The following is a 24,505-nucleotide window of genomic DNA, read 5'->3' as shown; positions in this document are numbered from 1 at the left end:
GGACCCGGAGATCGGCGCCTGGCCCGGAAGGGTCAGGCGCCTTTTTCATGCCCGGCCTCAGGCGAAGATGAAGTCGCCCGCCACCAGGTTCGACACGCCATACACGTCGATGCGGTCGGCGCCGACGATGATGGCGGTGCTGTCCCCGATCACCTGCACCGTCAGCCCCGCGAAGCTGGTCACGCCGGACCCGCGCAGGTCGATCTTGTCGCCCTCGGCGCGGACGAAGTCGAAGATCTGGTCATAGCCCCAGCCGGGGGCGTTGTAGGTGAAGGTGTCGGCGCCCGCGCCGCCCACCAGCTGGTCGTTGCCCGCGCCGCCCACCAGGATGTCGTCGCCGCCCTGGCCGCGCAGCACATCGGCGCCCTGGCCGCCGTTCAGCGTGTCGTTGCCCGCCTGGCCCCACAGCGTGTCCGCGCCCGTGCCGCCGGTCAGGCTGCTGCCCAGGCTGGCATTCGCCACCATGGTGACCGCCCCGAGGGCGGAGGCGCTGACGGCGTTGCCCACCAGATAGACCGTCTCGACATTGGCCGGCGCCTGCCAGCCGCTGACCGCGACGAACAGCGTGTCGTTGCCGCCGCCCGCGGCCTCGACCACCGTGTCGCCCGCGTCCTCGATCAGGTAGCGGTCGTCGCCGGTGCCGCCGGTCATCGCGTCGTTGCCGGCGCCGCCATACAGCGTGTCGTTGCCCGCGCCGCCGTCGATGGCGTCGTCGCCCGCCTCGCCGAACAGCTGGTCATGGCCGTCGCCGCCCAGCATCGTGTCGTTGCCGGCGCCCGCGCCCAGCGCCTCGGAATACCAGCTGCCGCGCACCGTGTCGGCGCCCGCGCCGCCGTTCATGGGGCGGTCCACATACATGATCTGCAGCTGGCCGCCCTCGACGATGCCGGGGGTGGCGATGCCGTAATGCGCCTGGCTGACGATCAGATAGGCGCTGGTGTTGGCGTTGCCGAACAGGGAGGTGACGTCGATGACGCCGGAGGTCTCGTCATCGACCGTGAAGGGCGCGGTGACGACGTTGTTGTCGTCGCCGAACAGGGCCGGGTTGTGCTTGGCGATCAGGCTCAACTGGTCGCTGGTCACGTCATAGGCATAGACGCGGCCGGTGCGGATGTTGTTGCCTGTATCCTCCTGGTTGATGGTGGTGCCGGCGGGCACGAAGCCGCCGCCCGCCGTCACGGCCATGTTGTCCAGCATCTGCTGGCCCTCGGTACCGTCCAGCACGGCGGTGATGGTGCCGCCCTTGGTCGGGTCCGTGGGGTCGACGAAATCCAGCGCCCACAGGCGGGAGGGCTGGTTGATCGCGTCCGTCGTCTGGAAATAGAAGCGGTTCGGGTTCACCGTGTCCCAGGCGCCGTCCTCGGGCCGCAGGAAGGTGGTGACGCCGGCGGCGGCGCTCGCGGTTTCCAGCTGCGCGCCGTTCATGGCGCTGACATCGCCCAGCGCCGCCAGGGTGAAGGTGCCGCTGGTGGGGCCGGAGGTGGTCTCGGCCGCGAAGCTGGCCTTGATGCCGAACAGCTGGCCGTTGGTCAGGCCCGCCTTCTCGATCGCGCTGCCGGTGGCCTGCTTGTCGCCAATATAGACATAGACCTGGCCGCCGGTGCTGTCGTCGGTGCCGATGACCACGGTCTTGTCGCTGGCGACCGGGCGGGCCAGCAGGTTCTCGAAGGAGGTGTTGCCCAGGCGCGGCAGCTCAAAGGCCTGGTGGGCCTCGGTGCCCGTCACGATCCAGGCGAGGGCGCGGCCCTCGGCGCCGGTTTCCTCGCCGTTCATGAAGATGCGGTCCTGCGTGCCGAGGCCGCTGGTCGCGTTGTAGAAGGCCGAGACGGAGGGCAGGTCGGCCGAGCACAGCCGCGCCAGCGCGCCCTGGCCCGCGATGCCCGAGGCCCCGGCCGTGGCCAGCACATAGCTGGTGCTGGCGCTGTCCCACAGGTGCAGGCCGGTGGCCAGGTCGGTCATGGAGACGACGGACAGGTCCGCCTTGTTCAGCTCGATCTGATCGACATAGGAGCCCTTGAAACCATGGGCGCGGACGACGCCCGCGGTGTTCCCGATCTCATGGTTCACCAGGATGGTGACGGTGCCGTCGCCATTGTCGAAGGCGCCGAGCCCGTCGGGCACGCCGGCGAAGCCGGTGGCCGCGCCGCCGGCCGCGGTATCGCCCGCGGTGATGATGGACATGAACCGCACATTGGGCTGCTGCCCGATCAGATAGGCAGCCTGGCTGGAAGACGGACCAGTGGTACCGGACATGGGAGACCTCCTGTGACAACCCCGAACGGCGGCAGGGGTCTCACGGAGGGGCTTTTTACTAAAGGGAAAGAAGGGTTATAGTTATGTGTATTTGCGAGTGATTGTCACGTGCGTTCGCATCCGCCGCCCTCGGTGCAGTTCCAACCATGCCCGGTCAGCCCCACGGACCCGCCGGAGCCCAGCGCACCCTCGCACCGGCGTGGCGGGCGGGGCGCACGATAGCTGTACTGCCCGATATCGCGGCGCAGGCCGCCTTGCGCGAATTGCTGGCAATAGATGTTGCCGCTGGGCGACTGGAAGCCGCTTTGCGCCGATGCTACTGGGGCGGTCAGCAAAAAATCCCCAGCCACAGCATTCGCTGCGAAACCCTGCCCTTCTGGATGGAAATAAACCTATGGCTTTCAAGACCATCGACGCGCTGAACGCCCAAGGCAAGCGGGTGCTGCTGCGCGCCGACCTGAACCTGCCGGTGCGCGACGGCCGCATCACCGACATGACCCGCATCGAGCGCCTGGCACCCACCATCCGGGAATTGGCCGAGAAGGGCGCGCGCGTGATCGTGTGCAGCCACTTCGACCGCCCCAAGGGTAGCCGCGTGCCCGAAATGTCGCTGAAGCCCATGGCCGTGGCGCTGTCCGAGACGCTGGGCAAGCCCGTCGCCTTCGCCGATGACTGCGTGGGCCCCGAGGCCGAGGCCGCCGTGGCCGCCATGAAGGACGGCGACGTGCTGCTGCTGGAGAACACCCGCTTCCACAAGGGCGAGGAAAAGAACGACCCGGCCCTGGCGGCGGGCCTGGCCAAGCTGGCCGATGCCTTCGTCAACGATGCCTTCTCCGCCGCGCACCGCGCCCATGCCAGCACCGAGGGCGTGGCCCGGCTGCTGCCCGCCTATGCCGGCCGGCTGATGCAGGCGGAGCTGGAGGCGCTGGATGCGGCGTTGGGCAACCCGCAGCGCCCGGTGGCCGCGATCGTGGGTGGGGCCAAGGTCTCCACCAAGCTCGACCTGCTGGGCAACCTGTCCTCCAAGGTGGATGTGCTGATCATCGGCGGCGCCATGGCCAACACCTTCCTGGCCGCCCAGGGCGCCGATGTGGGCAAAAGCCTGCAGGAAGCCGAGATGCACGACACCGCGCGCGACATCCTGGCCCGCGCCAGCGCCCGCGGCTGCGAGATCATCCTGCCCGTCGATCTCGTCGCCGCCACCGAGTTCAAGGCCAACGCCCCCCACAGCGTGGTGCCGGCCACCGCCGTGCCCGCCGGGCAGATGGCGCTCGATGTCGGCCCGGCCTCGGTCGCGGCCGTGATCGCCAAGCTGGCCAGCTGCCGGACGCTGGTCTGGAACGGCCCCTTCGGCGCCTTCGAGATCGAGCCCTTCGATGCCGCGACCGTGGCCGTCGCCCAGGAAGTGGCGCGGCTGACCGAGGCCGGCACGCTCGCCAGCATCGGCGGCGGCGGGGACACCGTCTCGGCCCTGCGCCACGCGGGCGTCGCGGAGCGGATGACCTATGTCTCGGCCGCCGGCGGCGCCTTCCTGGAATGGCTGGAAGGCAAGGAACTGCCGGGCGTGGCCGCGCTGAACGCCTGATAACCGGGAGGGGGGCGCTTGCGCCCCCTGGGCCGCCCAAGCACAATCGCACCGTCACCACGGGGAGCCCGATGAAGGGCTGAGAGGCGGGTTCTTCCCCGCGACCCGCGGAACCTGATCCGGTTCGCACCGGCGGAGGGATGGGGACGCAGCGGCCGCCACGAACCGCCCCTCCCGCGCCGGTTTTAGGGAGGAAGCGCGATGCTGCGCCGTTCACTGCTCGGGGCGGGCCCCGCCATGCTGGCCGCGCCCGCGGCCTGGGGCCAAGGTGCGGCGCCACGCGCCCGCACCCTGCGCTTCATGCCGCAGGCCGCACTCGCGGTGCTGGACCCCATCTTCAACCCCAGCACCATCATCACCACCCACGGCTATTGCGTGTTCGACACGCTGTACGGCGCCGACCGCGCCCTGCGCGCCCACCCGCAGATGGCCGAGGGCCACCGCATCGAGGACAATGGCCTGCGCGTGCTGATCCGCCTGCGCGATGGCCTGCGCTGGCACGATGGCGAACCCGTGCGCGCCGCCGATTGCGTGGCCAGCATCCGCCGCTGGGCCAGCCGCGACGGCTTCGGCGCCGTTCTGATGCGCGCCACCGAGGATCTCTTGGCCCCCGACGACCACACCATCCAGTTCCGCCTGCGCCGGCCGTTTCCGGCGCTGTTCGACGCGCTGGCCAAGCCCGGCGCCTCGCCCTGCTTCATGATGCCCGAGCGCTTCGCCAGCACGCCCGGCGACCGCGCGCTCGGCCCCGACCAGATGATCGGCAGCGGCCCCTGGCGCTTCGTCGCCAGCGAATATGTGCAGGGCAGCAAATCCGTCTATCTCCGCAACGAGGCCTATACCCCCCGCGACGAACCCGCCGAGGCCGCCAGCGGCGGCAAGCGCGTGCATTTCGACCGGCTGGAACTGCTCTGGATCCCCGATGGCGGCACCGCCGCCGCCGCCCTGCGCACCGGCGAGATCGACTGGGTGGAATACCCGCTGCCGGACCTGGTGCCGGTGCTGGACCGCGACCGCAACACCCGCACCCAGATCTACGACCCCAACGGCTTCCTGGGCTTCCTGCGCTTCAACCACCTGCACGCGCCCTTCGACGACGCGCGCGTGCGCCGCGCCATCCGCGACGCGATCGTGCAGCCCGATTTCATGCAGGCCGTGGCCCTGCCGCAGGACTGGCAGGAATGCCACTCCATGTTCCCCTGCGGCCTGCCCGGTGCCACGGAATTCCCCCCCGCCGTCGGCGCCGCCGCCGCGATGGACGCGGCCCGCGCCGCCCTGCGGGATGCCGGCTACAACGGCGAGCCCATCATCCACATCAACCCCACCGACTTCCCCGCCGTGACCCAGCAGGGGCGCATCACCGTGGAGCTGATGCGGCGCCTGGGCGTGAACATCCAGGCGGTGGAGAGCGACTGGGCCAGCACGCTCGCCCGCCGCGCCAACCGCGCACCCGGGCCGCAAGGCGGCTGGAACCTGCACAACACCAACGCCCCGGCCGCCACCATCGCCAACCCCGCTGTCAGCTGGGTGATCCGCATGAACGGCGCCCAGGCCTGGCCCGGCTGGCCCGACGACCCGGCCGTGGAAGCCCAGGTGCAGGCCTGGATCGATGCCCCGGACACCGCCGGCCAGAATCAGGCCATGCAACGCCTGCAGGAACTCGCCTGGGACGCGGTGCCGATCGCCCCCACCGGCGTGTTCCGCCTGCGCACCGCCTTCCGCCGGGACCTGCAGGACGTGCTGCAAGGCCCGAACCCGTTCCTGTGGAACCTGCGGAGAGGGTAGGTGCGGGTGGGCAGGGCGGCGTGCGAGAGGGGCTTTGCCCCCCTCGCGCTCCCCCCACCAAAGGCCGAAAGGCCCTTGGAACCCAATTAATTGGAAGTTTGGGGAGGGGGCACCGACAGGTCGTCTGGCCGGGAAGGCGCTTTGTGCCCCCTCCCCAAACTTCCAACTTAAACTGATGGGGTCCAGGGGCCTTTCGGCTCCTGGCGGGAGAGCTCGAGAGGGCGGAGCCCTCTCGTATACCACCCTCTCACCGGGCCTAACTTTCCCCGCGGGCTCCCCAGGTCTGGTTCAGACCAGGCCGCCGTTCACGTGCAGCAGTTGTCCGGTGATGTAGGCGGCGCCTGGCGAGGCCAGGAAGGCCACGGCCTGGGCCACGTCGTCCGGCGTGCCCAGGCGCCCGAGGGGGATGCGAGCCGCGATGGCTTTCCACTGTTCGGGCGTCATGGCGGTGTGGCTGCCGGCGTCCTTCTGGGTGAAGCCGGGGGCGACGGCGTTCACGGTGGTGCCGTTGGGCGCCAGTTCGATGGCGATGGCGCGCAGCGTGGCCTCCAGCGCGCCCTTGGCGGCGGCGGTGGCGGGGAAGGTCGTCACATCCGGCCGGAACACATGCGCCACGAAGGAGGAGATGCCGATCAGCCGCCCGGCCTCGCTGGCGGCCAGCGGCGTGGCGGCGGCGCGCGCCAGGCGGATGAAGCCCCACAGGATGGTATCCAGGCTGCGGGTGATGGCCTCATCGGTCAGGGAGAGCAGGGGGGTGCGGTCGGCGAAGCCGGCATTGGCCACCACCACGTCCAGCCCGCCGAAGGCCGCGATGGCCTGCTGGACCAGGGCGGCCGGGATTTCCGGCGCGCCGATATCGCCCAGGGCGACCACGGCCTGGCCGCCGCGGGCGCGGATCGCCTCGGCGGTGCGCTCGGCGCCTTCCTCGTTCTTGCGGGTATGGACCAGGAAGGCGGTGCCGGGGGCCGCCATGGCGCGGCAGCATGCGGCACCAATGCCGGAGGCGGCGCCGGTCACCAGGAAGACGCGGGGGCGGTCAGTCATCAGCTACTCCGGGACATGGATCTGTATACAATCCTGCCTGCTCGCTTGCGCGCCGCAAGGGGGGCGCCGTAGCTTTCCGGTTCCTGACACCGGAGTGAGACTGACCGTGACGATTCCCGCCTTGCCTGAAGCCAGCCCCGAACTGCGTGCCGAGATCCTGGATTGGCTGGACCGCTTCGCCGCCTGCGTGCAGGCGGTGGACTACAAAAGCGCCTATCCCTTCTGGCATGAGCAGGCCCTGGCCTTCGGCACCCACAAGCGCGTGCTGGAGGGGCTGTGGGACTGGCGCGACCGCCAGTGGGACAGCGTGTGGCCCAAGACCTCCGGCTTCAGCTTCATCCATGACCAGACGCGCGTGCTGGCCAGCCCCGACGGCCAGATGGCCATCGCCATCACCCCCTGGGACAGTACCGGCTACAACCCCGACGGCACGCCGTTCGAGCGGCCGGGCCGGGCCAGCATCGTGCTGCTGAAAAGCGGCGACGGCTGGGTGGGCGTGCACAGCCACATGTCGCTGGAACGCGGCGTGCCGCAGGAAAGCTATGGCAACCGTCCGGTGATCGCGCGCTGATGCGCCGCCGCGCCGTCATCCTCTCCGCCGGGCTGCTGGCCGCGCCGGGGCTGGTGACGGCGCAATCCCTGCGGCCGATCCGCATGATCGTGCCCTTTCCCCCCGGCGGCGCCACCGATGCGCTGAGCCGCATCGCCGCCGGGAAACTGCAGGAAAAGCTGGGCCAGACCGTGGTGGTGGAGAACCGTTCGGGTGGCAATGGGGTGGTGGGCGGCATGGCGCTGATCCAGTCCCAGCCGGATGGGCTGACCATCATGGCCTCGGCCTCCATCCAGGCGCTGCTGCACCGGGTGCTGCGCGGCATCCCCTTCGACCCGATCAACGACATGACGCCCATCGCCCGCACGGCCCGGGGCCCGCTGCTGTTCGTGATCGACCCCCGCCGCGCCCCGCGCAATGTGGCCGAACTGGCGGCGGCCACCCATGCCAACCCGCGGGACTGGACCTTCACCACCTCATCGCTGGGGTCGGCCGGGCATCTGGCGGCCATCGCCTTCGGCCAGGCGGCGCGGGCCGATATCCTGATGGTGCCGCAGCGCAGCTCCTCGGCCGGGCTGACGGATGTGATGGCGGGCAACATTTCCCTGATGTTCGACCCGGTGCTGGCGCCGCTGCCCATGGTGCGCGGCGGGCAGTTGCGGGCGCTGGCCATCACCAATGGCACCCGCATCCCCGCCGCCCCCGAGATCCCGACCATGGAGGAAGCCGGCATGCCCGGCTTCGTCTTCCATTCCTGGTATGGGGTGTGGGGGCCGAAGGGCATGGCCCCCGCCCTGGTCGCGCGCATGAACAGCGCGCTGAACGAGGGCATGCGCGAACCCGACGTGCTGCAGCGCCTGACCGCGCTGGCCTTCGAGCCGGTGGACGAGGACGCGGCGGCCTTCGATGCCTATATCCGCCAGGATGAGGCCCGGAACACGCAATTGCTGCGCAGCGTGAATTTCGAGGCGCAGTGAAGGCGGGGGCTTGGCCCCCGCGCCGTGCTACCCCCGCAACGCCTTGATCTGCGCCGGATAGCTCCCCGGATCCGTCCGCGCATCGATCAGCCGGGGCCCGGTGGCGGCCAGTGCCTCGTCCAGCGCCCGGCGCAGGCTGGCGTCGTCATGGGCGTGCCAGGCGGTGCCGCCCAGCGTCTGCATCAGCGTGGCGAAATCGGCGCTCGGCCAATCGAGCCCGCCCGGCGGCAGGGCGCGCCCGCCCTTCTTGATGTCGATCAGGCTCAGCGTCGCGTCGTTGAACACCATGACCAGGATATTGGCCTTCAGCGTGGTCGCGGTGGCCAGCTCGCCCAGGCACATCAGCAGCCCGCCATCGCCGGTGAAGGCGATGGCCCCGCGCGCGGGGTCGTACAGCGCGGCCCCGATCGCGGCCGGCAGCGCGAAGCCCATGGTGGCCAGCCCGTTGGAGATCAGCAGGTCGCCCGGTTCGCTGGCCTGCCAGAAGGTGGTGCTGGGGAACATGTGGGCGCCAGCATCCACCGCCACGCGCGGGTTGGCGGCGGCGGCGCGGCAGGCGGCCTGGGTGATCTCGACCAGCGCCTGGGGCGAGATGCCCCGGTTGCCCGAGGGCCCGTTGGACAGCGCCGCCAGCCAGGCGGCGCGATGGGCGGCGATGGCAGCCTCGGTCCATGTGCCCGGGGCCCCGGCAAGGGCGGCCAGCGCCAGCCCCACATCGCCTTCCAGCGTGGCGGCGGGCACCAGGTAGTGCGGGCTGCGCGGGCAGGCCGCGATGTCGATGACCGGGGCCTGGAATTTCCAGGGCTGGGGCACCCATTCCATCGGGTCGGCCCCCGCCAGGAGGATCAGGTCGGCCTCGGCCAGGATCGGCACCTCCGCCGCGCCGCCGGTGAAGACGCCGCCGAACAGCGGGTCCGCATCCGGGAACACGCCCTTGGCCTTGTAGGTGACCAGCACCGGGCAGCGCAGGGCGCGGGCCAGGGCGCGCAGGGGGGCGGCGTGGGGGATGGCCTCCAGCCCCACGATGATCGCCGGGCGCTTCGCGCCGGCCAGCAGCGCCTGGGCGGCCGCCAGGGCCGCGGCTTCCGGCGCGCGCGGCGGCGCCGGGGTGAAGGCGGGGGCGGGCGCCGATTCGGCCTGGGCGGCCTCACCGGTCAGTTCCAGCAGCACGGGGCCGCGCGGGGCCGCCAGGCTCGCCGCGATCGCGGCCTGGATGGCCACCCCCGCCTGGCCATCGGCGCGCAGCTGCGCCTTGGTCACCGGCCGCAGCAGGGCCGCGTGGTCCACGAACTGATGGCAGGCGAAGGTGCGCTCGCGCGCCGTGAAGCCATCGGCCAGCAGCACCACCGGCGCGCGCTCCAGGCTGGCATTGGCGATGCCGTTGGTGACGCAGGAAACGCCGGGCCCGCGCGTGGTCAGCACCGGGCAGGGCGCGCCCGACAGCTCCGCCACCGCGCCCGCCATGATCGCGGCCCCGGTTTCCGTGCGCGCCAGGTGAAAGGGCATGCCCACGCCGCGTGCCGCCGCCATCAGGTCCAGGCTGCTGCCGCCCCCGGGCACACCGAACAGGGCGCGCGCCCCAGCCTCGTGCAGCGCACGCACCACCACCTCGGCTCCATTCATCGGCCGTTCCCCCTTGTGCTTATGGACTAGGCAGAGAGTGCAGCGACATGAGCGGCTTGGCCACCCGCCCCGCTTGCCTTGCGGCCCCGCCCATGGCCTGCTGAGGGCAGGATACGGGGAGAAGAGCTTGACCGCCTTTGATGAGATGCGGGACGGCGCGGTGGCCGCGGCCACCTATGCCGAGATCCGCGCCTGGATCGAGCGGACCCCGCTCGATGCCCTGAAACGCAAGAGTGCCGAGGCGGAACTGCTGTTCCGCCGGCTCGGCATCACCTTCGCCGTCTATGGCGAAGGCGGCGATCCCGAGCGGCTCATTCCCTTCGACATCATCCCCCGGCTGATCGCGGCCAGTGAGTGGAAATCGCTCTCGGCGGGGCTGGAGCAGCGGGTGCGGGCGCTGAACGCCTTCATGCTGGATGTCTATGGCGAGCAGCGGATTCTGAAGGAGGGCATCGTCCCCTCCGCGCTGGTGCTGGAGAATGAGGCGTTCCAGCCCGCCATGATGGGTTTCACGCCACCGGGCGGGATCTACACCCACATCAGCGGCATCGACATGGTGCGCACCGGCCCCGACGCCTTCTACGTGCTGGAGGACAATTGCCGCACGCCCTCCGGTGTCTCCTACATGCTGGAGAACCGGGAGGCGATGCTGCGCCTGTTCCCGCGCCTGTGCGCCCGGCACCGGCTGGCCCCTGTCTCCCGCTATCCCGAGCACCTGCTGTCCACGCTGAAATCCGTGGCGCCGGAGCGCGCGGGCCTCGACCCCACCGTGGTCGTGCTGACGCCCGGCAGCTACAACAGCGCCTATTACGAGCACTGCTTCCTGGCCGATGAGATGGGCGTGGAGGTCGTGGAGGGCGCGGACCTGTTCGTCAGCGACGACGATGTGGTGTTCATGCGCACCACCCGGGGGCCGCAGCGCGTGGATGTCATCTATCGCCGCATCGACGACGATTTCCTGGACCCCGAGGTGTTCCGCAAGGATAGCCTGGTGGGCGTACCGGGGCTGATGCGCGCCTACAAGGCCGGCAACGTCACCCTGGCCAACGCGCCCGGCGCCGGCATCGCGGATGACAAGGCCATCTACCCCTATGTGCCGGACATGGTGCGCTTCTACCTCGATGAGGAACCGAAGCTCGGCAATGTGCCCACCTATCTGTGCGAGCGCGAGGCGGACCGGGCGGAGGTGCTCTCCAACCTCGACAAGCTGGTGGTGAAGCTGGCGCGCGGGTCGGGCGGCTATGGCATGATGATCGGCCCGCACGCGGATGAGGCGATGCGCGCCGAATTCGCCCGCCGCATCGCCGAAAAGCCCGGCGACTACATTGCCCAGCCCACTCTCGCGCTCTCGACCGTGCCGACCGTGACGGATACCGGCATCGCGCCGCGCCATGTGGATCTGCGCCCCTTCATCCTGTTCGGCCGCAATGAGATCTCGATCGTGCCCGGGGGCCTGACGCGCGTGGCCCTGCGGGAGGGGTCGCTGGTGGTGAATTCCAGCCAGGGCGGCGGCACCAAGGACACCTGGGTGCTGGAGGACGGCCCATCCCGGCCGCATGCGCCCATGGGGCAAGCCCAAAGTCAGACACAGACCCAGGAGGACAGCCTGGGATGCTGAGCCGCACCGCAGACAGCCTGTTCTGGATGGCCCGCTACACTGAGCGCGCGGCCAACCTCGCCCGCGGCCTGGGTGTCGCGGGGCGCATGGCCTCGCTTTCCGTCGCGCTGGAGGATGAGAGCGCCGAATGGCACGGCATCCTGACCGCCAGCGGCGGGGAGGCCGGCTTCCTCGACAAGCACCCCGGCGTGACGCCAGAGGCGGTGGTGGACTGGATCGTCCGCGACCGGGACAACCCTTCCTCCATCTTCTCCTGCATCGCGGCGGCGCGGAACAACGCCCGCACCGTGCGCACGGCGCTGACCGTGGACATGTGGGGCGCCATCAATGACACCTGGAACCTGCTGCGCCGCATGACCCCCGCCGAGACCAGTGGCGAGGCGCTGGCCGGCTTCCTGGAATGGGTGCGGGAGCGCGTGCTGCTGTGCAACGGCGCCGCCACCGACACCATGCTGCGCGATGAGGCCTGGCGCTTCGTGCAGATCGGCACCGCGCTGGAACGGGCAGACAATTCCGCCCGGCTGCTGGATGTGCGCCACGCCATGCTCTCGGGCAGCGCCGCCACGGAATACGCGCAATGGCAGGCGGTGCTGGCCTCCGTCTCCGCCACCCGGGCCTATCAATGGGTGTACCGGGACCGGCTGGACCCCACGCGCATCGCGGAACTCATCATCCTGCGCCCCGAACTGCCGCGCAGCCTGGTGGCCAGCTTCGCCCGGGTGAAGGAGCAGCTGGACGCGATCTCCGCCGACCAGGGCGGGCGGCGGGGCGAATGCCACCGCATGGCGGGCGAACTGCACGCGCGCCTGGCCTATGGCCGCATCGAGGCCATCCTGGAGGAAGGCCTGCACGAATTCCTGACCCGGGTGATCGAGCACACGGCATCCCTGGGCCAGGAAATCGAGCGCTTCTACATCCAGGTGGCCGAGCCGTGACCTATTGCCTGGGCCTGAATCTGGAACACGGGCTGGTCATGCTGTCCGACACCCGCACCAATGCTGGGGTGGATAACATCAGCACCTTTTCCAAGATGCAGGTGCTGGAGGTGCCGGGCGAGCGGGTGATCTGCGTGACCACCGCCGGCAATCTGGCCATCACCCAGGCCACTTGGGGCTATCTGCAGGAAGGCGTTGCGCTGGACGGGCGCCGGCAGAAGCTGACCGACGTGCCCAACATGTTCCAGGCCGCGCGCCTGCTGGGAGCCGCGGTGCGGGAGGTGTACGAGGCCGACGGCAAGGATCTGGCGGCCCAGGGCGTGGTGTTCGACGCCAGCTTCCTGCTGGGCGGGCAGATCGGCACCGAGGCGCCGCGCCTGTTCCTGGTCTACGCCGCCGGCAATTTCATCGAGGCGACCCAGGACACGCCCTTCCTGCAGATCGGCGAGCACAAATACGGCAAGCCCATCCTGGACCGGGCGCTGGGCTGGCAAACGCCGATGATGGATGGCGTGAAGCTGGCGCTGGTCAGCATGGACAGCACGCTGCGATCGAACCTGACCGTGGGCATGCCGCTGGACCTGCTGACGATGGACCGCGACAGCCTGCATATCGGGCGCTGGCGGCGGATCAATGAGGATGACTCGTATTTTTCCATGGTGCGGGCGGGGTGGTCGGGGGCGCTGCGCTCGGCGCTGGTGGGGCTGCCGTCGCCGGAGTGGGGGTGATCTCGTGTCCTGATTCCGAAATCTCCCGGATTTCGTTCTCAGGCCACGAGCCATGGTTTTCAGCGGCCTGCTGATCCGCTTCGTTCGCGGGAGATCCCGCGAACTTCGCGGGCAGGACACTACCCTTCCAGGCACCTCTCCCGCCAGGCCCGCCGCAGCGCATCCGCCAGGTTCCGCCCGAAGCGCGGCGCATCCATCAGCGGTGACGCCGCCACCCGTGCCCGCAGCCCGGCCCGCAGCGCGGCCAGGGCCGGGACATCCCGGCAGGCGGCGATGGCGCGGGCGATATAGGCGGGCGTGCTGTCCGTGATCCAGTCCGGCAGGCCCACATTGGTCAGGTGCGATACCGCGTGGCGCCCGGCGAAGCTGCTGCCCGCCAGCGCCACCAGCGGCACGCCCATGTACAGCGCCTCGCAGGCGGTCAGCCCCCCGGCATAGGGGAAGGGCTCCAGCGCCAGGTCGATGTCGTTGTAGGCTGCGAGCAATTCCTCATGCGGCACCGGGCCGTGGGTCTCGATGCGCGCGGGGTCCAGGCCGCAGGCGGCGGCGCGGGCCAGCACCAGGGCGCGGGTTTCGGCATCGGCCAGGGCGTGGGTGCGCAGCACCAGCCGGCTGCCCGGCACGGCGTTCAGGATCGCGGCCCAGGCGCGCAGGGCCTCGGGCGTGATCTTGGCCATGTTGTTGAAGCAGCCGAAGGTGATGTGGCCGCGGGCCAGCGCGGGCAGGGGACCCACCGCGGGCGCCCAAGCGGGCGGAGCGTAGCACACATAGCCATCGGGCAGGCTCAGCAGGCGCTCGGTGTAATGGGCCTCGCTGCCCGGGGGCGTTTCGCGCGCGTCGGTCAGCATCCAGTCCATCGCGGGCACGCCGGTGGAGCAGCTTTGCGCGCCCACCCATTTCACCTGCACGGGCGCGGCGCGATGGGCCAGGGCGGCCACGCGCCCGCCTTCGCCATGCCCGCCCAGATCCACCAGGATATCGGGCGCGTCGGCGCGGATCGCCTCGACCAGGTCGGCGTCGTCCAGCTTCGGCAATTCGCGCCACAGATCGGCGGTGTCGTGGAAGCGCCGCGCCAGCGCATCCGTGTTGGGGCGCAGGGAAAAGCACACCACCTCGATCTCGTCGCGCGGCAGGGCCTCGATGCCCGCCAGCGTCAGCCAGCCCACCGGGTGGCGGGCGAAATGGCTGGACAGGAAGCCCACGCGCAGCCGCCGTTCGGGCGCGAAGCCACGCGGGTGCGGCGGCAGGCTGGGCTGGGGCAGCAGCGCGCCCAGCGCGCGGGCGGTGGCGGCCAGCGCGGCGGCGGAGCCTTCCCGCGGGTGATAGGGCTGCACGCCCAGCTGGTTCGCCAGCCCCGCCACATTCCCGGGGTTGCGCCGGGCGGTGGCCAGGGCCTCCTGCTGCGCGCCCTGGGCGTTCAGCGCCAGGGCCAGATTGCCCAGCAGCGCGGGCAGGGGGCCGAAATCGCGGATCGCGGCTTCCAGCACGGCGCGGCATTCCGCGAAGCGGTGCAGCTTGAACAGGGTGATGCCGTGCTGGCTGCGGAAGCCCGGATCGGTCGGCAGGCCGCGCGCGGCGGCGGCCAGATGGGGCTCGGCCTCCGTATGGCGGCGCAGGTCGGCCAGGCGCATGCCCAACTCCCCCGCCACGGCCGGCGCGCCGTCGGACAGCAGGCTGGCCAGGCGCAGGCTGGCCACCGCATCCTCCGTGGCGCCGGCGGCATGCTGGGCCAGGGCGATGGCGAAGCTCCAGAGCCAGTTCACCGGCTGGTTGGCCGCGCCCGCCTCCAGCTTCGGCAGGGCCTCGGCCGGGGGCAGCAGGCTGGCGGCCAGGCGCGCATTCTCCACCCCGCCCTGGCCATGGGCCAGCAGCGCCAGGGCGATTTCCATCGCCGCCTGGGGTTCGCGGGTCGCAGCCTGGCAGCGCAGGCGGAACAGGGCGATGTGCTCGTCGCGCGGGGCCAGCAGGGCGGCGTGGTCCAGCAGGGCCAGCGCCTCATGCGGGTGGCCCGCCGCTTCCTCCAGCATGGCCAGGCCCACCAGGCTCATCACATGGTCGGGTTCCACGGCCAGGGCGGTGTCGAAATGCTGCCGCGCCTCGGCGATGCGCATGCGCTGGGCGGCGATGCGGCCCAGGCGGAAATGCGGCTCCGCCAGATGCCGCAATTCCTGGGCCGCGCGGAGCAGCAGGGGTTCGGCCTCTCCGAACTCGCCCAGGTCGGCCAGGGCCATGCCCAGGTTCAGCCCGGCCAGCTCCGGCTCATCGGCCTCCGCGATCGACTGCCGCAGCCAGGGCAGGGCTTCCCTGGGCCGGCCCTCGGAAAGCGCCTGGATGGCCTGCCGGAACGGGGCGATGTGGTTCATGCGCGCCCGGCCGGCGTCGCCTGCGCCGCGACCAGCAGGCCCCGGACCGGCGTGTTGTTCTCGGTGCGCAGCACTTCCTCCCGCAGCACCAGGGGCGAGAGCCCCGCCAGCGCCAGGGCGCGTTCCACGAAGCCGCGCGCGTGGCGATAGCGGCCGGAGCCGGTCAGTTCCCAGCCTTCGCCGGCCGTCAGCTCCACGCTGAACACGAACACCCCGCAGGGCGCCAGGCGCTGCGGCACCAGGGTGAAGGCGGGCAGCAATTCGCCGAAATAGCAGAACACATCCGCCGCGATCACGGCATCGTACAGGGCCGGGTCGGTCAGCAGGGACTGGCCCAGCTCCGCCCGCTGCAATTCGGTATAGACGTGCTTCGCCTCGGCCTCCCGCAGCATGGCGGGGGACAGGTCCACCCCCTTCAGCCGGCCGCCGAGCAGGTCATGCAGCACCACGCCCACCAGCCCGGTGCCGCAGCCCAGGTCCAGCACATCGCCCAGCTTGCGCCCCTCGTTCAACCCGGGGCGGAGTTCCTCGATCAGGCGCAGCACCAGCCCGGGCACGCGATAGCCGAGGCCGAACAGGGAGGCCTCGAACCGGGGCGCGTAGCCATCGAACAGATGCGCCACATAGCCGTCCGGGGCGCGGCCGGCCGCCGCATCCTCATTCAAGGCGGCCGAGAGGTGGCTCAGATAGCCATCCCGCGGGGCCAGGCGCTGGGCGGCGGCGATGTGGCGGGCGGCGCCCGCGTGGTCGTTGCTGTGCAGCTGCGCGTGGCCCAGCACGCTCAGCAGGGGCATGTCGGGGCCGGTCTCGGCCAGGCCGCGCTCGGCGGCGCGGATCGCGCCCGCATGGTCGCCGCGCCCCAGCGCGCTCTGCGCCAGGATGCCATGGGCCAGGCGGCGCTGGGCCGGCGGCAGGTCCGGCAGGGCCAGCAGGGCGGCGGCCAGCTCCTCCGCCGCGTCGTACCGGCCGGCGCGCTGGAAGGCCTCGGCCAGGCGCAGGCTGGCGCCGTGATCGGCGGGGTTCTCGCGCCACAGCTCTCCCAGCACGGCCAGGGCCTCGTCGAATTCCTCGGCCAGCAGCAGGGCCTGGGCCAGCAGGGTCCGGGCCTGGGTGTCGCGCGGGGCCAGGCAGACGGCCTGGGCGGCATCGGCCAGCAGGGCGCGGTTGTCGCCCAGCAGGGCATGGGCGCGGCCGCGCAGGGTCAGGGCCTCCGGGCTGTCGCCGCCCAGCGCCAGGGCCTGGCCGCAGGCCTCGATGGTGCCCGGCACATCGGCCAGGGTGAAGCGCGCGCGGCCCAGCGCCAGCCAGGTGCCGGGGCTGGGGGCGATGCGGGCGGCGGTGGTCAGCAGCGGCAGGGCTTCCGGCGCGTGGCCGCGTTCCAGCAGGCGGCCGGCCTCGGCCAGCAGGCGCTCGGCCAGGGGGGGCGGCGGGGCGGCCGCCAAGGGGGGCACCAGCGGCGCGGGGATCATGCCCACAGCCCGCCCGCCACCTGCTCGTTCATGTCGGCGATGAAGGCCAGGTCCGGCGTCTCCGCGCCGCATTCGCGCAGCACGGCGCGGGCGATGGAGGCGATCTGGGCCCGCAATTCGCGCGGCAACTGGTTGGAGGGGTCCATCACGGCGATGTTCACCGCATCCCACAGCCGGCGGTTGTCCGCGACCGCGCGGGCCAGCGCCATGGGAGAGGCCGGCGTGTCATCCCCCGTCATCGCATCGCGCAGGCTGCGCGTGGCGCGGGCGAACACCTCGGCCTCCTGCTGCTTCGCGCTGCGGCGGCGGGCATAGGCGCTGGCGCCGGCATGGCGCGAGGGAGAGGCCTGGGCGGAAAGCAGGGCTTCGGACATGGCGGGGGCGGTTCCTGCGCTGACGGCTTATCGGAAGGGAAAAGGGGCGGGCCGGCATTTTGCCAGGCCCTATGCTGGATCAGCGGAACAGGCTCAGCAGGACCTGCGGGGCCTGGTTGGCGATGCCAAGGGACTGGGTGCCGAGCTGCTGACGGATCTGCAGCGCCTGCAACCGGGCCGATTCCTTGGCGAGGTCGGCATCCACCAGGGCGCCCATGCCAGTTTCCATCGCATCGACCTTGTTCTTGTTGAACGAGATCTGGGTGTCGACGTAGTTGGAATAGGAGCCGAAGGTGTTCAGCTGAGTGAGAGTGTTGGTGATGGCCTTGTTGACGGCGCCGGAGGTGGTCAGCGCCGCGGCGGCATCGCCGGCGGTGTAGGCATTGGCACCGGAAACGCCATTGAAGATGTTCGCTTCCGCGTCATACGCCGCCACCGTGTAGGAACTGCCCGAGCCATTGGTCACGACATTCACGCTGGCGCCGCCCGCCTTGATCAGGTTCTGACCATTGTAGGAGGCGTCAGTGACGAAGGCCTTGATGTTGTTCGTCAGTTCCTTGGCCTGGGACTGATACTGCGTCCGCTGGTCGGAGGTGATGCTGCCGTCAGCCAGCTTCACCGTCAGTTCCTTCAGCTTCGACAGCGAGGTCGAGACGTTCTGCAGGCTGGAGCTCGTCACGTCGATCAGGCCCTTGACGCCGCCCAGCTGCTCGTTGGCGGAGGTGGTCGCGGCGATCTCGCCCCGCACACGTTCCGCCACCGCGAAAGCCGCGCCATCGTCCTTCGCATCCGCCACCCGATAGCCGGTGGAGATGCGCTTCTGAACCGACGCCAGCTCATCGGTGGTGCGGTTCAGCGATTGCAGCGCCACCTGGGCGCCGAGGTTGGTATTGATACTGTTGAGTGCCATCGGGGTTTTTCCTCAGGACAATCCGGGGCCGGGACATCCGGACCCTGGGGCGCATGCTTGGCACTTCTGTCTAAACGCGCGGTAAACGCCCATTTTCCATGCACATGGCATGCACCGTCATGGCAGGGCGCTTGCGCCCGCCCGGGCATCTCGGCATGAACATTCCGGGATCGCCCGCATGCGGGCATGATCGCGTCCCGGGATGTGGAGGAATGAATGCGCCTTGCAGTGTTGAAGGAACGTCGCGCGGGTGAGACGCGCGTGGCCGCCACCCCGGAAACCGCGAAGAAACTGGCGGCACTGGGCTGCACCGTGGCGATCGAGACTGGGGCCGGGCTCGCGGCCGGCTATCCCGACCAGCTCTATGCCGATGCGGGGGCCGAGATCGCGCCCGATGCCGGCAGCGCCCTGTTCGGCGCGGGCATCGTGTTGAAGGTGCGCGCGCCGCTGGGCACCGGCGAAGGCCCGATCGACGAGCTGGCGCTGTTCCATCGCGGCGCGCTGCTGATCGGCACGCTGGAGGCGCTGCCGAACCCCGGCCGCGCCCATGCGCTGGCCAGCGTCGGGGTGGATGCGTGCTCCATGGAACTGCTGCCGCGCACGACGCGCGCGCAGAGCATGGACGTGCTGTCCTCTCAGGCGAACCTCGCGGGCTATCGCGCTGTGATCGAGGGGGCGGCCGCCTTCGACCGCGCCTTCCCGATGCTGATGACGGCGGCCGGCACCATCCCCGCCGCCAATGCCTTCGTGATGGGCGCGGGCGTGGCGGGGCTGCAGGCCATCGCCACCGCGCGCCGCCTGGGCGCGCGGGTTTCGGCCACCGATGTGCGCCCCGCCGCGAAGGAGGAGATCAAGTCTCTCGGCGCGACCTATGTGGGCTATGAGGATGAGGAAAGCCGCGCGGCCCAGACCGCGGGCGGCTATGCCAAGCCGATGTCGGCCGAATTCCTGGCCAAGCAGGCCGAGGTGGTGGCCGCCCACATCGCCAAGCAGGACCTGGTGATCTGCACCGCGCTGGTGCAGGGCCGCCGCGCCCCCATCCTGGTCACGGCCGAGATGGTGGCCAGCATGAAGCCCGGCAGCGTGATCGTGGACATCGCCGCCGACGCCGGGGGCAATTGCGCGTTGACCCAGCCGGGCCAGGTGGTGGTGACCGACAATGGCGTGACCATCCTGGGCCACACCAACTGGCCCGGCCGCATCGCCAATGCCGCGAGCGCGCTCTACGCCCGCAACCTGCTGACCTTCCTGACCACCTTCTGGGACAAGGACGCCCAGGCGCCGAAACTGCCCGAGGACGACGACCTGGTGCGTGGCGTCACCATCACCCGCAACGGTGCCGTCGTGCACCCCGGCCTGGCCTGAGGAGACAGAGATGAACCCGACCGAACTGGCCAACCGGGCCGCCGCCCTGGCCCAGGACGCGATGGCGCTGGCCGCCCAGGCCCGCGTGGTGGCCGAGACCCATGTGGCCCCCGCCGCCGCCGCCGCCGAGCCCTTCCTGCTGCTGCTGACCATTTTCCTGATGGCCTGCTTCGTGGGCTATTACGTGGTGTGGAACGTGACCCCCGCGCTGCACTCGCCGCTGATGGGCGTCACCAACGCCATTTCCTCGGTGATCGTGGTGGGGGCGATGCTGGCCACGGGCCTGGGTGAATCCACCGCCGCCAAGGTCTTCGGCTTCATCGCCGTCACACTCGCCTCGGTGAACATCTTCGGCGGCTTCGCGGTCACGCGGCGCATGCTCGCGATGTTCAAGAAGAAGGGCTGAACCCATGGCGCACACGCTTTCCACGCTGGCCTATCTCGTCGCCTCGGTCCTGTTCATCCTGGCGCTGCGCGGCCTGTCGCACCCCGAGACCAGCCGCAAGGGCAACACCTTCGGCATGGTCGGCATGGGCATCGCCGTGCTGGCGACCCTGCTGCACCCGGGCATGTCCTTCTCCGGCATTTCGCTGATCGTGCTGGGCCTGCTCATCGGCGGCAGCATCGGCACCTATGTCGCGCAGAAGATCGAGATGACCTCCCTGCCGCAGCTGGTCGCGGCCTTCCACTCGCTGGTCGGCATGGCGGCCGTGGCCGTCGCTGCCGCCGCCTTCTACGCGCCCGAGAGCTTCGGCATCCTGGATGCCCGGGGCCATATCAAGGCGGGCTCGCTGGTCGAGATGTCGCTGGGCCTGGCCATCGGCGCCATCACCTTCTCGGGCTCGGTCATCGCCTTCCTGAAGCTGGATGGCCGGATGTCCGGCGCGCCGATCACCTTCAAGGGCCAGCATCTGCTGAACGCGGCGCTCGGCGCGCTGCTGCTGGTGCTGATCATCAGCTTCGTGGCCAGCGGCAACCCGCTGCTGTTCTGGCTGATCGCGCTGCTGGCCTTCGGCCTCGGCTTCCTGCTGATCATCCCGATCGGGGGTGCGGACATGCCGGTCGTGGTGTCCATGCTGAACAGCTATTCCGGCTGGGCGGCGGCGGGCATCGGCTTCACCGTCGGCAACCTGCTGCTGATCGTGACCGGCGCGCTGGTCGGTGCCTCGGGCGCCATCCTGTCCTACATCATGTGCAAGGGCATGAACCGCAGCATCATCAACGTGCTGCTGGGCGGCTTCGGTTCGGATGGCGGGGCGGCGGCGGCCGGTGGCGGCGGCGGCGACCGCCCGCCGGTGAAGGCCGGCAGCCCCGAGGACGCGGCCTATATCATGAAGAACGCGCAGAAGATCATCATCGTGCCCGGCTATGGCATGGCGGTGGCCCAGGCCCAGCAGGTGCTGCGCGAAATGGCCGAGCTGCTGAAGAAGGAAGGGGTGGACATCTCCTACGCCATCCATCCCGTCGCGGGGCGCATGCCCGGCCACATGAACGTGCTGCTGGCCGAGGCGAATGTGCCCTACGAGGAAGTGCACGAGCTGGAGGAGATCAACCCCGAATTCGCGGAAGCCGACGTGGCCTTCGTGATCGGCGCCAATGACGTGACGAACCCGGCCGCCAAGACCGACAAGTCCAGCCCCATCTACGGCATGCCCATCCTGGATGTGGAAAAGGCCAAGACCGTGTTCTTCATCAAGCGCGGCATGGCCAGCGGCTATGCCGGCGTGGACAACGAGCTGTTCTTCCGCCCGAACACGATGATGCTGTTCGGCGATGCGAAGAAGGTGACGCAGCAGATCGTGCAGGCGCTGCAACGCTAGGCGGGGCTCCTGGCGGGAGGGAATGAGAGGGCGGCGCCCTCTCGTTCCAACCCCCTCATCAGCATTGCTTTTCCCCCCTTCGCGCATGCAGCATGGCTCCATGCCCGAGGAACAGCTCCAAGATCTTCTCACCCGCCTGCACGCGACGCGTGAGGCCGCCGACCAGGACCCGTTCGGGGACCCGGTGCTGGCCATCGCCTTGTCCATCAGCCGGCGGCTGGATGACGGGCGGCTGGACCTGGACAAGGTGGCGCGCATCATCCAGCAGCTGGCCGATGCGGCGGCGCGCGACCGGGCAGCCCGCATGGGCGCCTATGTCGGCCCCGCGCCCGATTTCCAGGCCACCGCCGAGCGCATCATCCGCCCCGACCCGGATGACAGCCCCATCCCCTTCGCCCAGTTCCGGGAGGCGCTGGAGCGCCCGCGCTTCGCCGCCGTCTTCACCGCTCACCCCACCTTCAGCCTGCCGCGTTCCACCGCCGAGGCGCTGGCCGCCGCCGCCAGCGGCGCCCCCCTGCCGGAGGGGCTGCCGCACCGCCCCATCGCCCCCACCCTGATGGACGAGTTCATCCAGGCCACCGCCGCCATCACCCGCGGGCGGGACGCACTGGACGAGTTGGCGGGCGCCCTGTTCGACGCCGGCCGCGCGGTGTGGGGGGAGCGCGTGCTGCAACTGACCCCCCGGCCGATCATCCTCTCCAGCTGGGTGGGCTATGACACGGATGGCCGCACGGACATCCAGTGGTACGACACGCTGCGCCTGCGCCTGACGATGAAGCGCCTGCAGCTGGAACGCCTCGGCGCGCAGCTGGCCCCGCTGGGGGATGCGGCGGAGGCGCTGCGGCAGCGCGTGGCCCAGGCGCTGGCCGCCGTGGGCGCGCAGATCGCGGCCAGCCCCGACAGCCAGGAACCCGCCGCCGTCCAGGCCTTCGCCACCGCGCTGATCGAGGGGCGGGAGGCCGCGCTGACCCACACCGCCCCCCTGGCCGCGATGTTCGACACCGCCATCATGGCGGCGCCGGAAGAAGCGCGCCGCGCGCTCTCGGTCGCGCGGGCCGGCTTGCTGGGGCATGGGCTGGCGCTGGCCCACACCCATGTGCGGCTGAACGCGGCGCAGGTGCACAACGCGCTGCGCCAGCGCCTGGGCATGGCGGAGGCACCGAACGACATGGCCTCTCGCCGGGGGGTGCTGGCGCAGATCAACACCGCCCTGGCCGAGGTCACGCCCCAACCGGTGGATTTCGGCGCGCTGATGGGCGAACAGGCCTCCGCCGCGCGGCTGATGATGACGGTCGCCCAGATCGTGAAGCACATCGACGCCAGCCAGCCCGTGCGCTTCCTGATCGCGGAGACCGAGACGGGATACACGCTGCTGGCCGCCCTCTGGCTCGCGCGGCGTTTCGGCATCGCGGAGCAGGTGGAGATCTCGCCCCTGTTCGAGACGGCGGAGGCGCTGGAACGCGGCGAGCGCGTGCTGGAGGAGGCGCTGCGCAGCCCGCATTACCGCGACTATCTGCGCCATCACGGGCGGCTCGCGCTGCAATTCGGCTATTCGGATTCCGGGCGCTATGTGGGCCAGCTCGCGGCCAGCTATCTGGCCGAGCGCCTGAAGCTGCGCCTGGCCGAGCAACTGCGCCGCCACGGGCTGACGGGCATCGAGCTGGTGCTGTTCGACACCCATGGCGAGAGCATCGGCCGGGGCGGGCACCCGGCCAGCCTGGCGGACCGGTTCGAGTATCTCTCGCCGCCCGCCGTGCGGCTTTCCCTGGCGCGCGCGGGGCTGTGGCTGCGGGAGGAAACGGCCTTTCAGGGCGGCGACGGCTACATGCTGTTCGGCACGCCGACGCTGGCGCGCGCCACCATCGCCCGCATCGCGGAACACGCCTTCTCGGCACCCTCCGCCGTGCCGGACCCGATCTATGCCGAGAGCGACTGGGGCGCCGATTTCTTCGCCACCGCCCGCGACGCGGTGCAGGGGCTGGTGGAGGACCCGGGCTATGCCGCGCTGCTGGGCGCCTTCGGGCCCGGGCTGCTGGACCGCACCGGCAGCCGCCCCGCCGCGCGGCAGAGCGACGGGATGGGCGGCGCCGCGCGCATCACCCATCCCTCCCAGCTGCGGGCCATTCCGAACAACGCCATCCTGCATCAACTGGGCTGGCTGGCGAACACGCTGCATGGGCTGGGCCGCGCGGCGGTCGCCAACCCCGATGCCTTCCAGGACCTGCACGCGCGCTCACCCCGCTTCGCCCGCGCGATCGAGATGGCGAGCCACGCGGCGGCGGCCAGCGATATCGGCGTGCTGCGCGCGGGGGTGGATACGCTCGACCCCGGCTCCTGGCTGGACCGCGCGGGCTTCACCACCCGCCCCGGCCGGCGGGAGGCCCTGATGGCCGTGGCCGAGGCGCTGGAAAAGCTGGGCCTTTCCGCCGATGTGCGCCGCATGTTCCGCCGGTTGCAGGCCGATGCGCTGAACCTGCGCGCCTGCTGGCCCGAACTGCCGCGCATGCCCGACCGGCTGGTGCTGCTGCACGCGCTGCGCCTGGCGCTGATCCAGCGCATCTGGCTGCTGGCGGTGGAGGTGCCGGAATTCAGCCCCCGCCACGGCGCCACCCGCGCCAGCCTGATCGGGCGCATCCTGCAACTGGATGTGGAGCCGGTGCTGGCCATCCTGACCGAGGTGTTCCCCGCCGCCCCTGACCCCGCCTCGGGGCTGGATTTCGGGGAGGCCGCGCCGCCGCGCACCGGCACCTCCTACGCGCGGGAACATCAGGTGATCTTCGAGCCCATGCGGCGGCTGTTCGCGCTGACGCGGGAATGCTCGGCGGGCATTACGCATGAGGTGGGGGCGTTTGGGTGAGGGAGGGCCAGGGGCTTTGCCCCTGGACCCCACCAAGGGGCGCTGCCCCTTGGAACCCCGCCAGGACCGTAGCGGCCCTGGACCCCGGGGAGTTGGTGCTACATCTTGAGAACGTGTTTCTTATTGAGGGTCTCGACTAGGAGAGCGGGTTATCCCGGCAGAGTTTGAGCAGGAGGCGAGTAAGGTTCCTGGCTCTGTTGTTGTACCTGAACTCGCACTCCTTGAGGTGCAAGTGGAAGGTGGCGCGGC

Annotated in this window: 19 protein-coding genes and 1 riboswitch; of the genes, 11 read left to right on the top strand and 8 right to left on the bottom strand. The window is 70.7% G+C overall.

The window, feature by feature from the left end:
* Nucleotides 1-57 precede the first annotated feature (57 nt).
* Together GT007_RS15960 and GT007_RS15955 are read right to left on the bottom strand one after the other, a co-directional pair.
* Nucleotides 58-2,253: a calcium-binding protein gene (locus GT007_RS15960; protein ID WP_160122625.1), complete on the bottom strand. Its 2,196-nt coding sequence runs from the start codon at nt 2,251-2,253 to the stop codon at nt 58-60.
* 104 nt (nt 2,254-2,357) lie between these two features.
* Nucleotides 2,358-2,603: a hypothetical protein gene (locus tag GT007_RS15955; protein ID WP_160122624.1), complete on the bottom strand. Its 246-nt coding sequence runs from the start codon at nt 2,601-2,603 to the stop codon at nt 2,358-2,360.
* A gap of 44 nt (nt 2,604-2,647) precedes the next feature.
* On the opposite strand from GT007_RS15955, the gene GT007_RS15950 reads away from it, so the two are divergent.
* Nucleotides 2,648-3,838, top strand: a complete 1,191-nt coding sequence (locus GT007_RS15950) for a phosphoglycerate kinase (protein WP_160122623.1) — start codon at nt 2,648-2,650, stop codon at nt 3,836-3,838.
* 50 nt (nt 3,839-3,888) lie between these two features.
* A riboswitch (TPP riboswitch) is annotated at nt 3,889-3,996 on the top strand.
* 43 nt (nt 3,997-4,039) lie between these two features.
* Nucleotides 4,040-5,623 carry an ABC transporter substrate-binding protein gene (locus GT007_RS15945; protein ID WP_160122622.1) on the top strand — a complete coding sequence of 528 codons (1,584 nt, stop codon included), beginning with the start codon at nt 4,040-4,042 and terminating at the stop codon, nt 5,621-5,623.
* Between the two features lie 288 nt (nt 5,624-5,911).
* Here the strand turns inward: GT007_RS15945 and GT007_RS15940 are convergent, their stop codons facing one another.
* Complete coding sequence (locus GT007_RS15940) at nt 5,912-6,667, bottom strand: SDR family NAD(P)-dependent oxidoreductase (protein ID WP_160122621.1); 756 nt, start codon at nt 6,665-6,667, stop codon at nt 5,912-5,914.
* A gap of 106 nt (nt 6,668-6,773) precedes the next feature.
* On the opposite strand from GT007_RS15940, the gene GT007_RS15935 reads away from it, so the two are divergent.
* Nucleotides 6,774-7,238, top strand: a complete 465-nt coding sequence (locus GT007_RS15935) for a YybH family protein (RefSeq protein ID WP_201451944.1) — start codon at nt 6,774-6,776, stop codon at nt 7,236-7,238.
* Nucleotides 7,238-8,194, top strand: a complete 957-nt coding sequence (locus GT007_RS15930; protein ID WP_160122619.1) for a Bug family tripartite tricarboxylate transporter substrate binding protein — start codon at nt 7,238-7,240, stop codon at nt 8,192-8,194. Before GT007_RS15935 ends, GT007_RS15930 begins: the two co-directional genes overlap by 1 nt.
* A 27-nt stretch (nt 8,195-8,221) precedes the next feature.
* Here the strand turns inward: GT007_RS15930 and GT007_RS15925 are convergent, their stop codons facing one another.
* Complete coding sequence (locus tag GT007_RS15925) at nt 8,222-9,817, bottom strand: thiamine pyrophosphate-binding protein (RefSeq protein ID WP_160122618.1); 1,596 nt, start codon at nt 9,815-9,817, stop codon at nt 8,222-8,224.
* A 127-nt stretch (nt 9,818-9,944) separates the two neighbouring features.
* Here GT007_RS15925 and GT007_RS15920 point away from each other — a divergent pair, with 127 nt between their 5' ends.
* Genes GT007_RS15920 through GT007_RS15910 form a run of 3 tightly spaced genes read left to right on the top strand, consistent with a single transcriptional unit; the run spans nt 9,945 to nt 13,098 of the window.
* Nucleotides 9,945-11,435, top strand: coding sequence for a circularly permuted type 2 ATP-grasp protein (locus tag GT007_RS15920; RefSeq protein WP_457852344.1), 1,491 nt, complete (start codon nt 9,945-9,947; stop codon nt 11,433-11,435).
* Nucleotides 11,429-12,370 carry an alpha-E domain-containing protein gene (locus tag GT007_RS15915; RefSeq protein ID WP_160122617.1) on the top strand — a complete coding sequence of 314 codons (942 nt, stop codon included), beginning with the start codon at nt 11,429-11,431 and terminating at the stop codon, nt 12,368-12,370. Before GT007_RS15920 ends, GT007_RS15915 begins: the two co-directional genes overlap by 7 nt.
* Entirely contained in the window at nt 12,367-13,098 is a 732-nt protein-coding gene (locus GT007_RS15910) for a proteasome-type protease (protein ID WP_160122616.1), read from the top strand. The genes GT007_RS15915 and GT007_RS15910 overlap by 4 nt, the downstream gene beginning before the upstream one ends.
* 119 nt (nt 13,099-13,217) lie before the next feature.
* Here GT007_RS15910 and GT007_RS15905 read toward each other — a convergent pair whose 3' ends face one another.
* The 4 genes from GT007_RS15905 to GT007_RS15890 all read right to left on the bottom strand — a co-directional run bounded on the left by GT007_RS15905 (nt 13,218) and on the right by GT007_RS15890 (nt 18,214).
* On the bottom strand, nt 13,218-15,461 hold the full coding sequence (locus GT007_RS15905) for a tetratricopeptide repeat protein (RefSeq protein WP_160122615.1): 2,244 nt from the start codon (nt 15,459-15,461) through the stop codon (nt 13,218-13,220).
* The gene (locus GT007_RS15900; RefSeq protein WP_160122614.1) at nt 15,458-16,930 is read right to left on the bottom strand and encodes a tetratricopeptide repeat protein; all 1,473 of its coding nucleotides are present in this window, start codon (nt 16,928-16,930) and stop codon (nt 15,458-15,460) included. Before GT007_RS15900 ends, GT007_RS15905 begins: the two co-directional genes overlap by 4 nt.
* Complete coding sequence (locus tag GT007_RS15895) at nt 16,927-17,304, bottom strand: flagellar biosynthesis regulator FlaF (RefSeq protein WP_160122613.1); 378 nt, start codon at nt 17,302-17,304, stop codon at nt 16,927-16,929. The genes GT007_RS15900 and GT007_RS15895 overlap by 4 nt, the downstream gene beginning before the upstream one ends.
* Before the next feature lie 79 nt (nt 17,305-17,383).
* Nucleotides 17,384-18,214: a flagellin gene (locus GT007_RS15890; protein WP_160122612.1), complete on the bottom strand. Its 831-nt coding sequence runs from the start codon at nt 18,212-18,214 to the stop codon at nt 17,384-17,386.
* Between the two features lie 216 nt (nt 18,215-18,430).
* Here GT007_RS15890 and GT007_RS15885 point away from each other — a divergent pair, with 216 nt between their 5' ends.
* The 4 genes from GT007_RS15885 to GT007_RS15870 all read left to right on the top strand — a co-directional run bounded on the left by GT007_RS15885 (nt 18,431) and on the right by GT007_RS15870 (nt 24,256).
* Nucleotides 18,431-19,579, top strand: a complete 1,149-nt coding sequence (locus GT007_RS15885) for a Re/Si-specific NAD(P)(+) transhydrogenase subunit alpha (protein ID WP_160122611.1) — start codon at nt 18,431-18,433, stop codon at nt 19,577-19,579.
* 10 nt (nt 19,580-19,589) lie between these two features.
* A complete protein-coding gene (locus GT007_RS15880; protein WP_160122610.1) occupies nt 19,590-19,985 on the top strand; it encodes an NAD(P) transhydrogenase subunit alpha part 2 in 396 nt (131 codons plus the stop codon).
* 4 nt (nt 19,986-19,989) lie between these two features.
* The gene (locus tag GT007_RS15875) at nt 19,990-21,399 is read left to right on the top strand and encodes an NAD(P)(+) transhydrogenase (Re/Si-specific) subunit beta (RefSeq protein WP_160122609.1); all 1,410 of its coding nucleotides are present in this window, start codon (nt 19,990-19,992) and stop codon (nt 21,397-21,399) included.
* Between the two features lie 85 nt (nt 21,400-21,484).
* On the top strand, nt 21,485-24,256 hold the full coding sequence (locus GT007_RS15870; RefSeq protein WP_160122608.1) for a phosphoenolpyruvate carboxylase: 2,772 nt from the start codon (nt 21,485-21,487) through the stop codon (nt 24,254-24,256).
* The last annotated feature ends 249 nt before the right edge of the window (nt 24,257-24,505 follow it).

The sequence above is a fragment of the Rhodovarius lipocyclicus genome (assembly GCF_009900765.1).
Classification (GTDB): domain Bacteria; phylum Pseudomonadota; class Alphaproteobacteria; order Acetobacterales; family Acetobacteraceae; genus Rhodovarius; species Rhodovarius lipocyclicus.
Note: the sequence above shows the minus strand (reverse complement) of the source record. Positions and strands in the feature narration are given on the sequence as shown.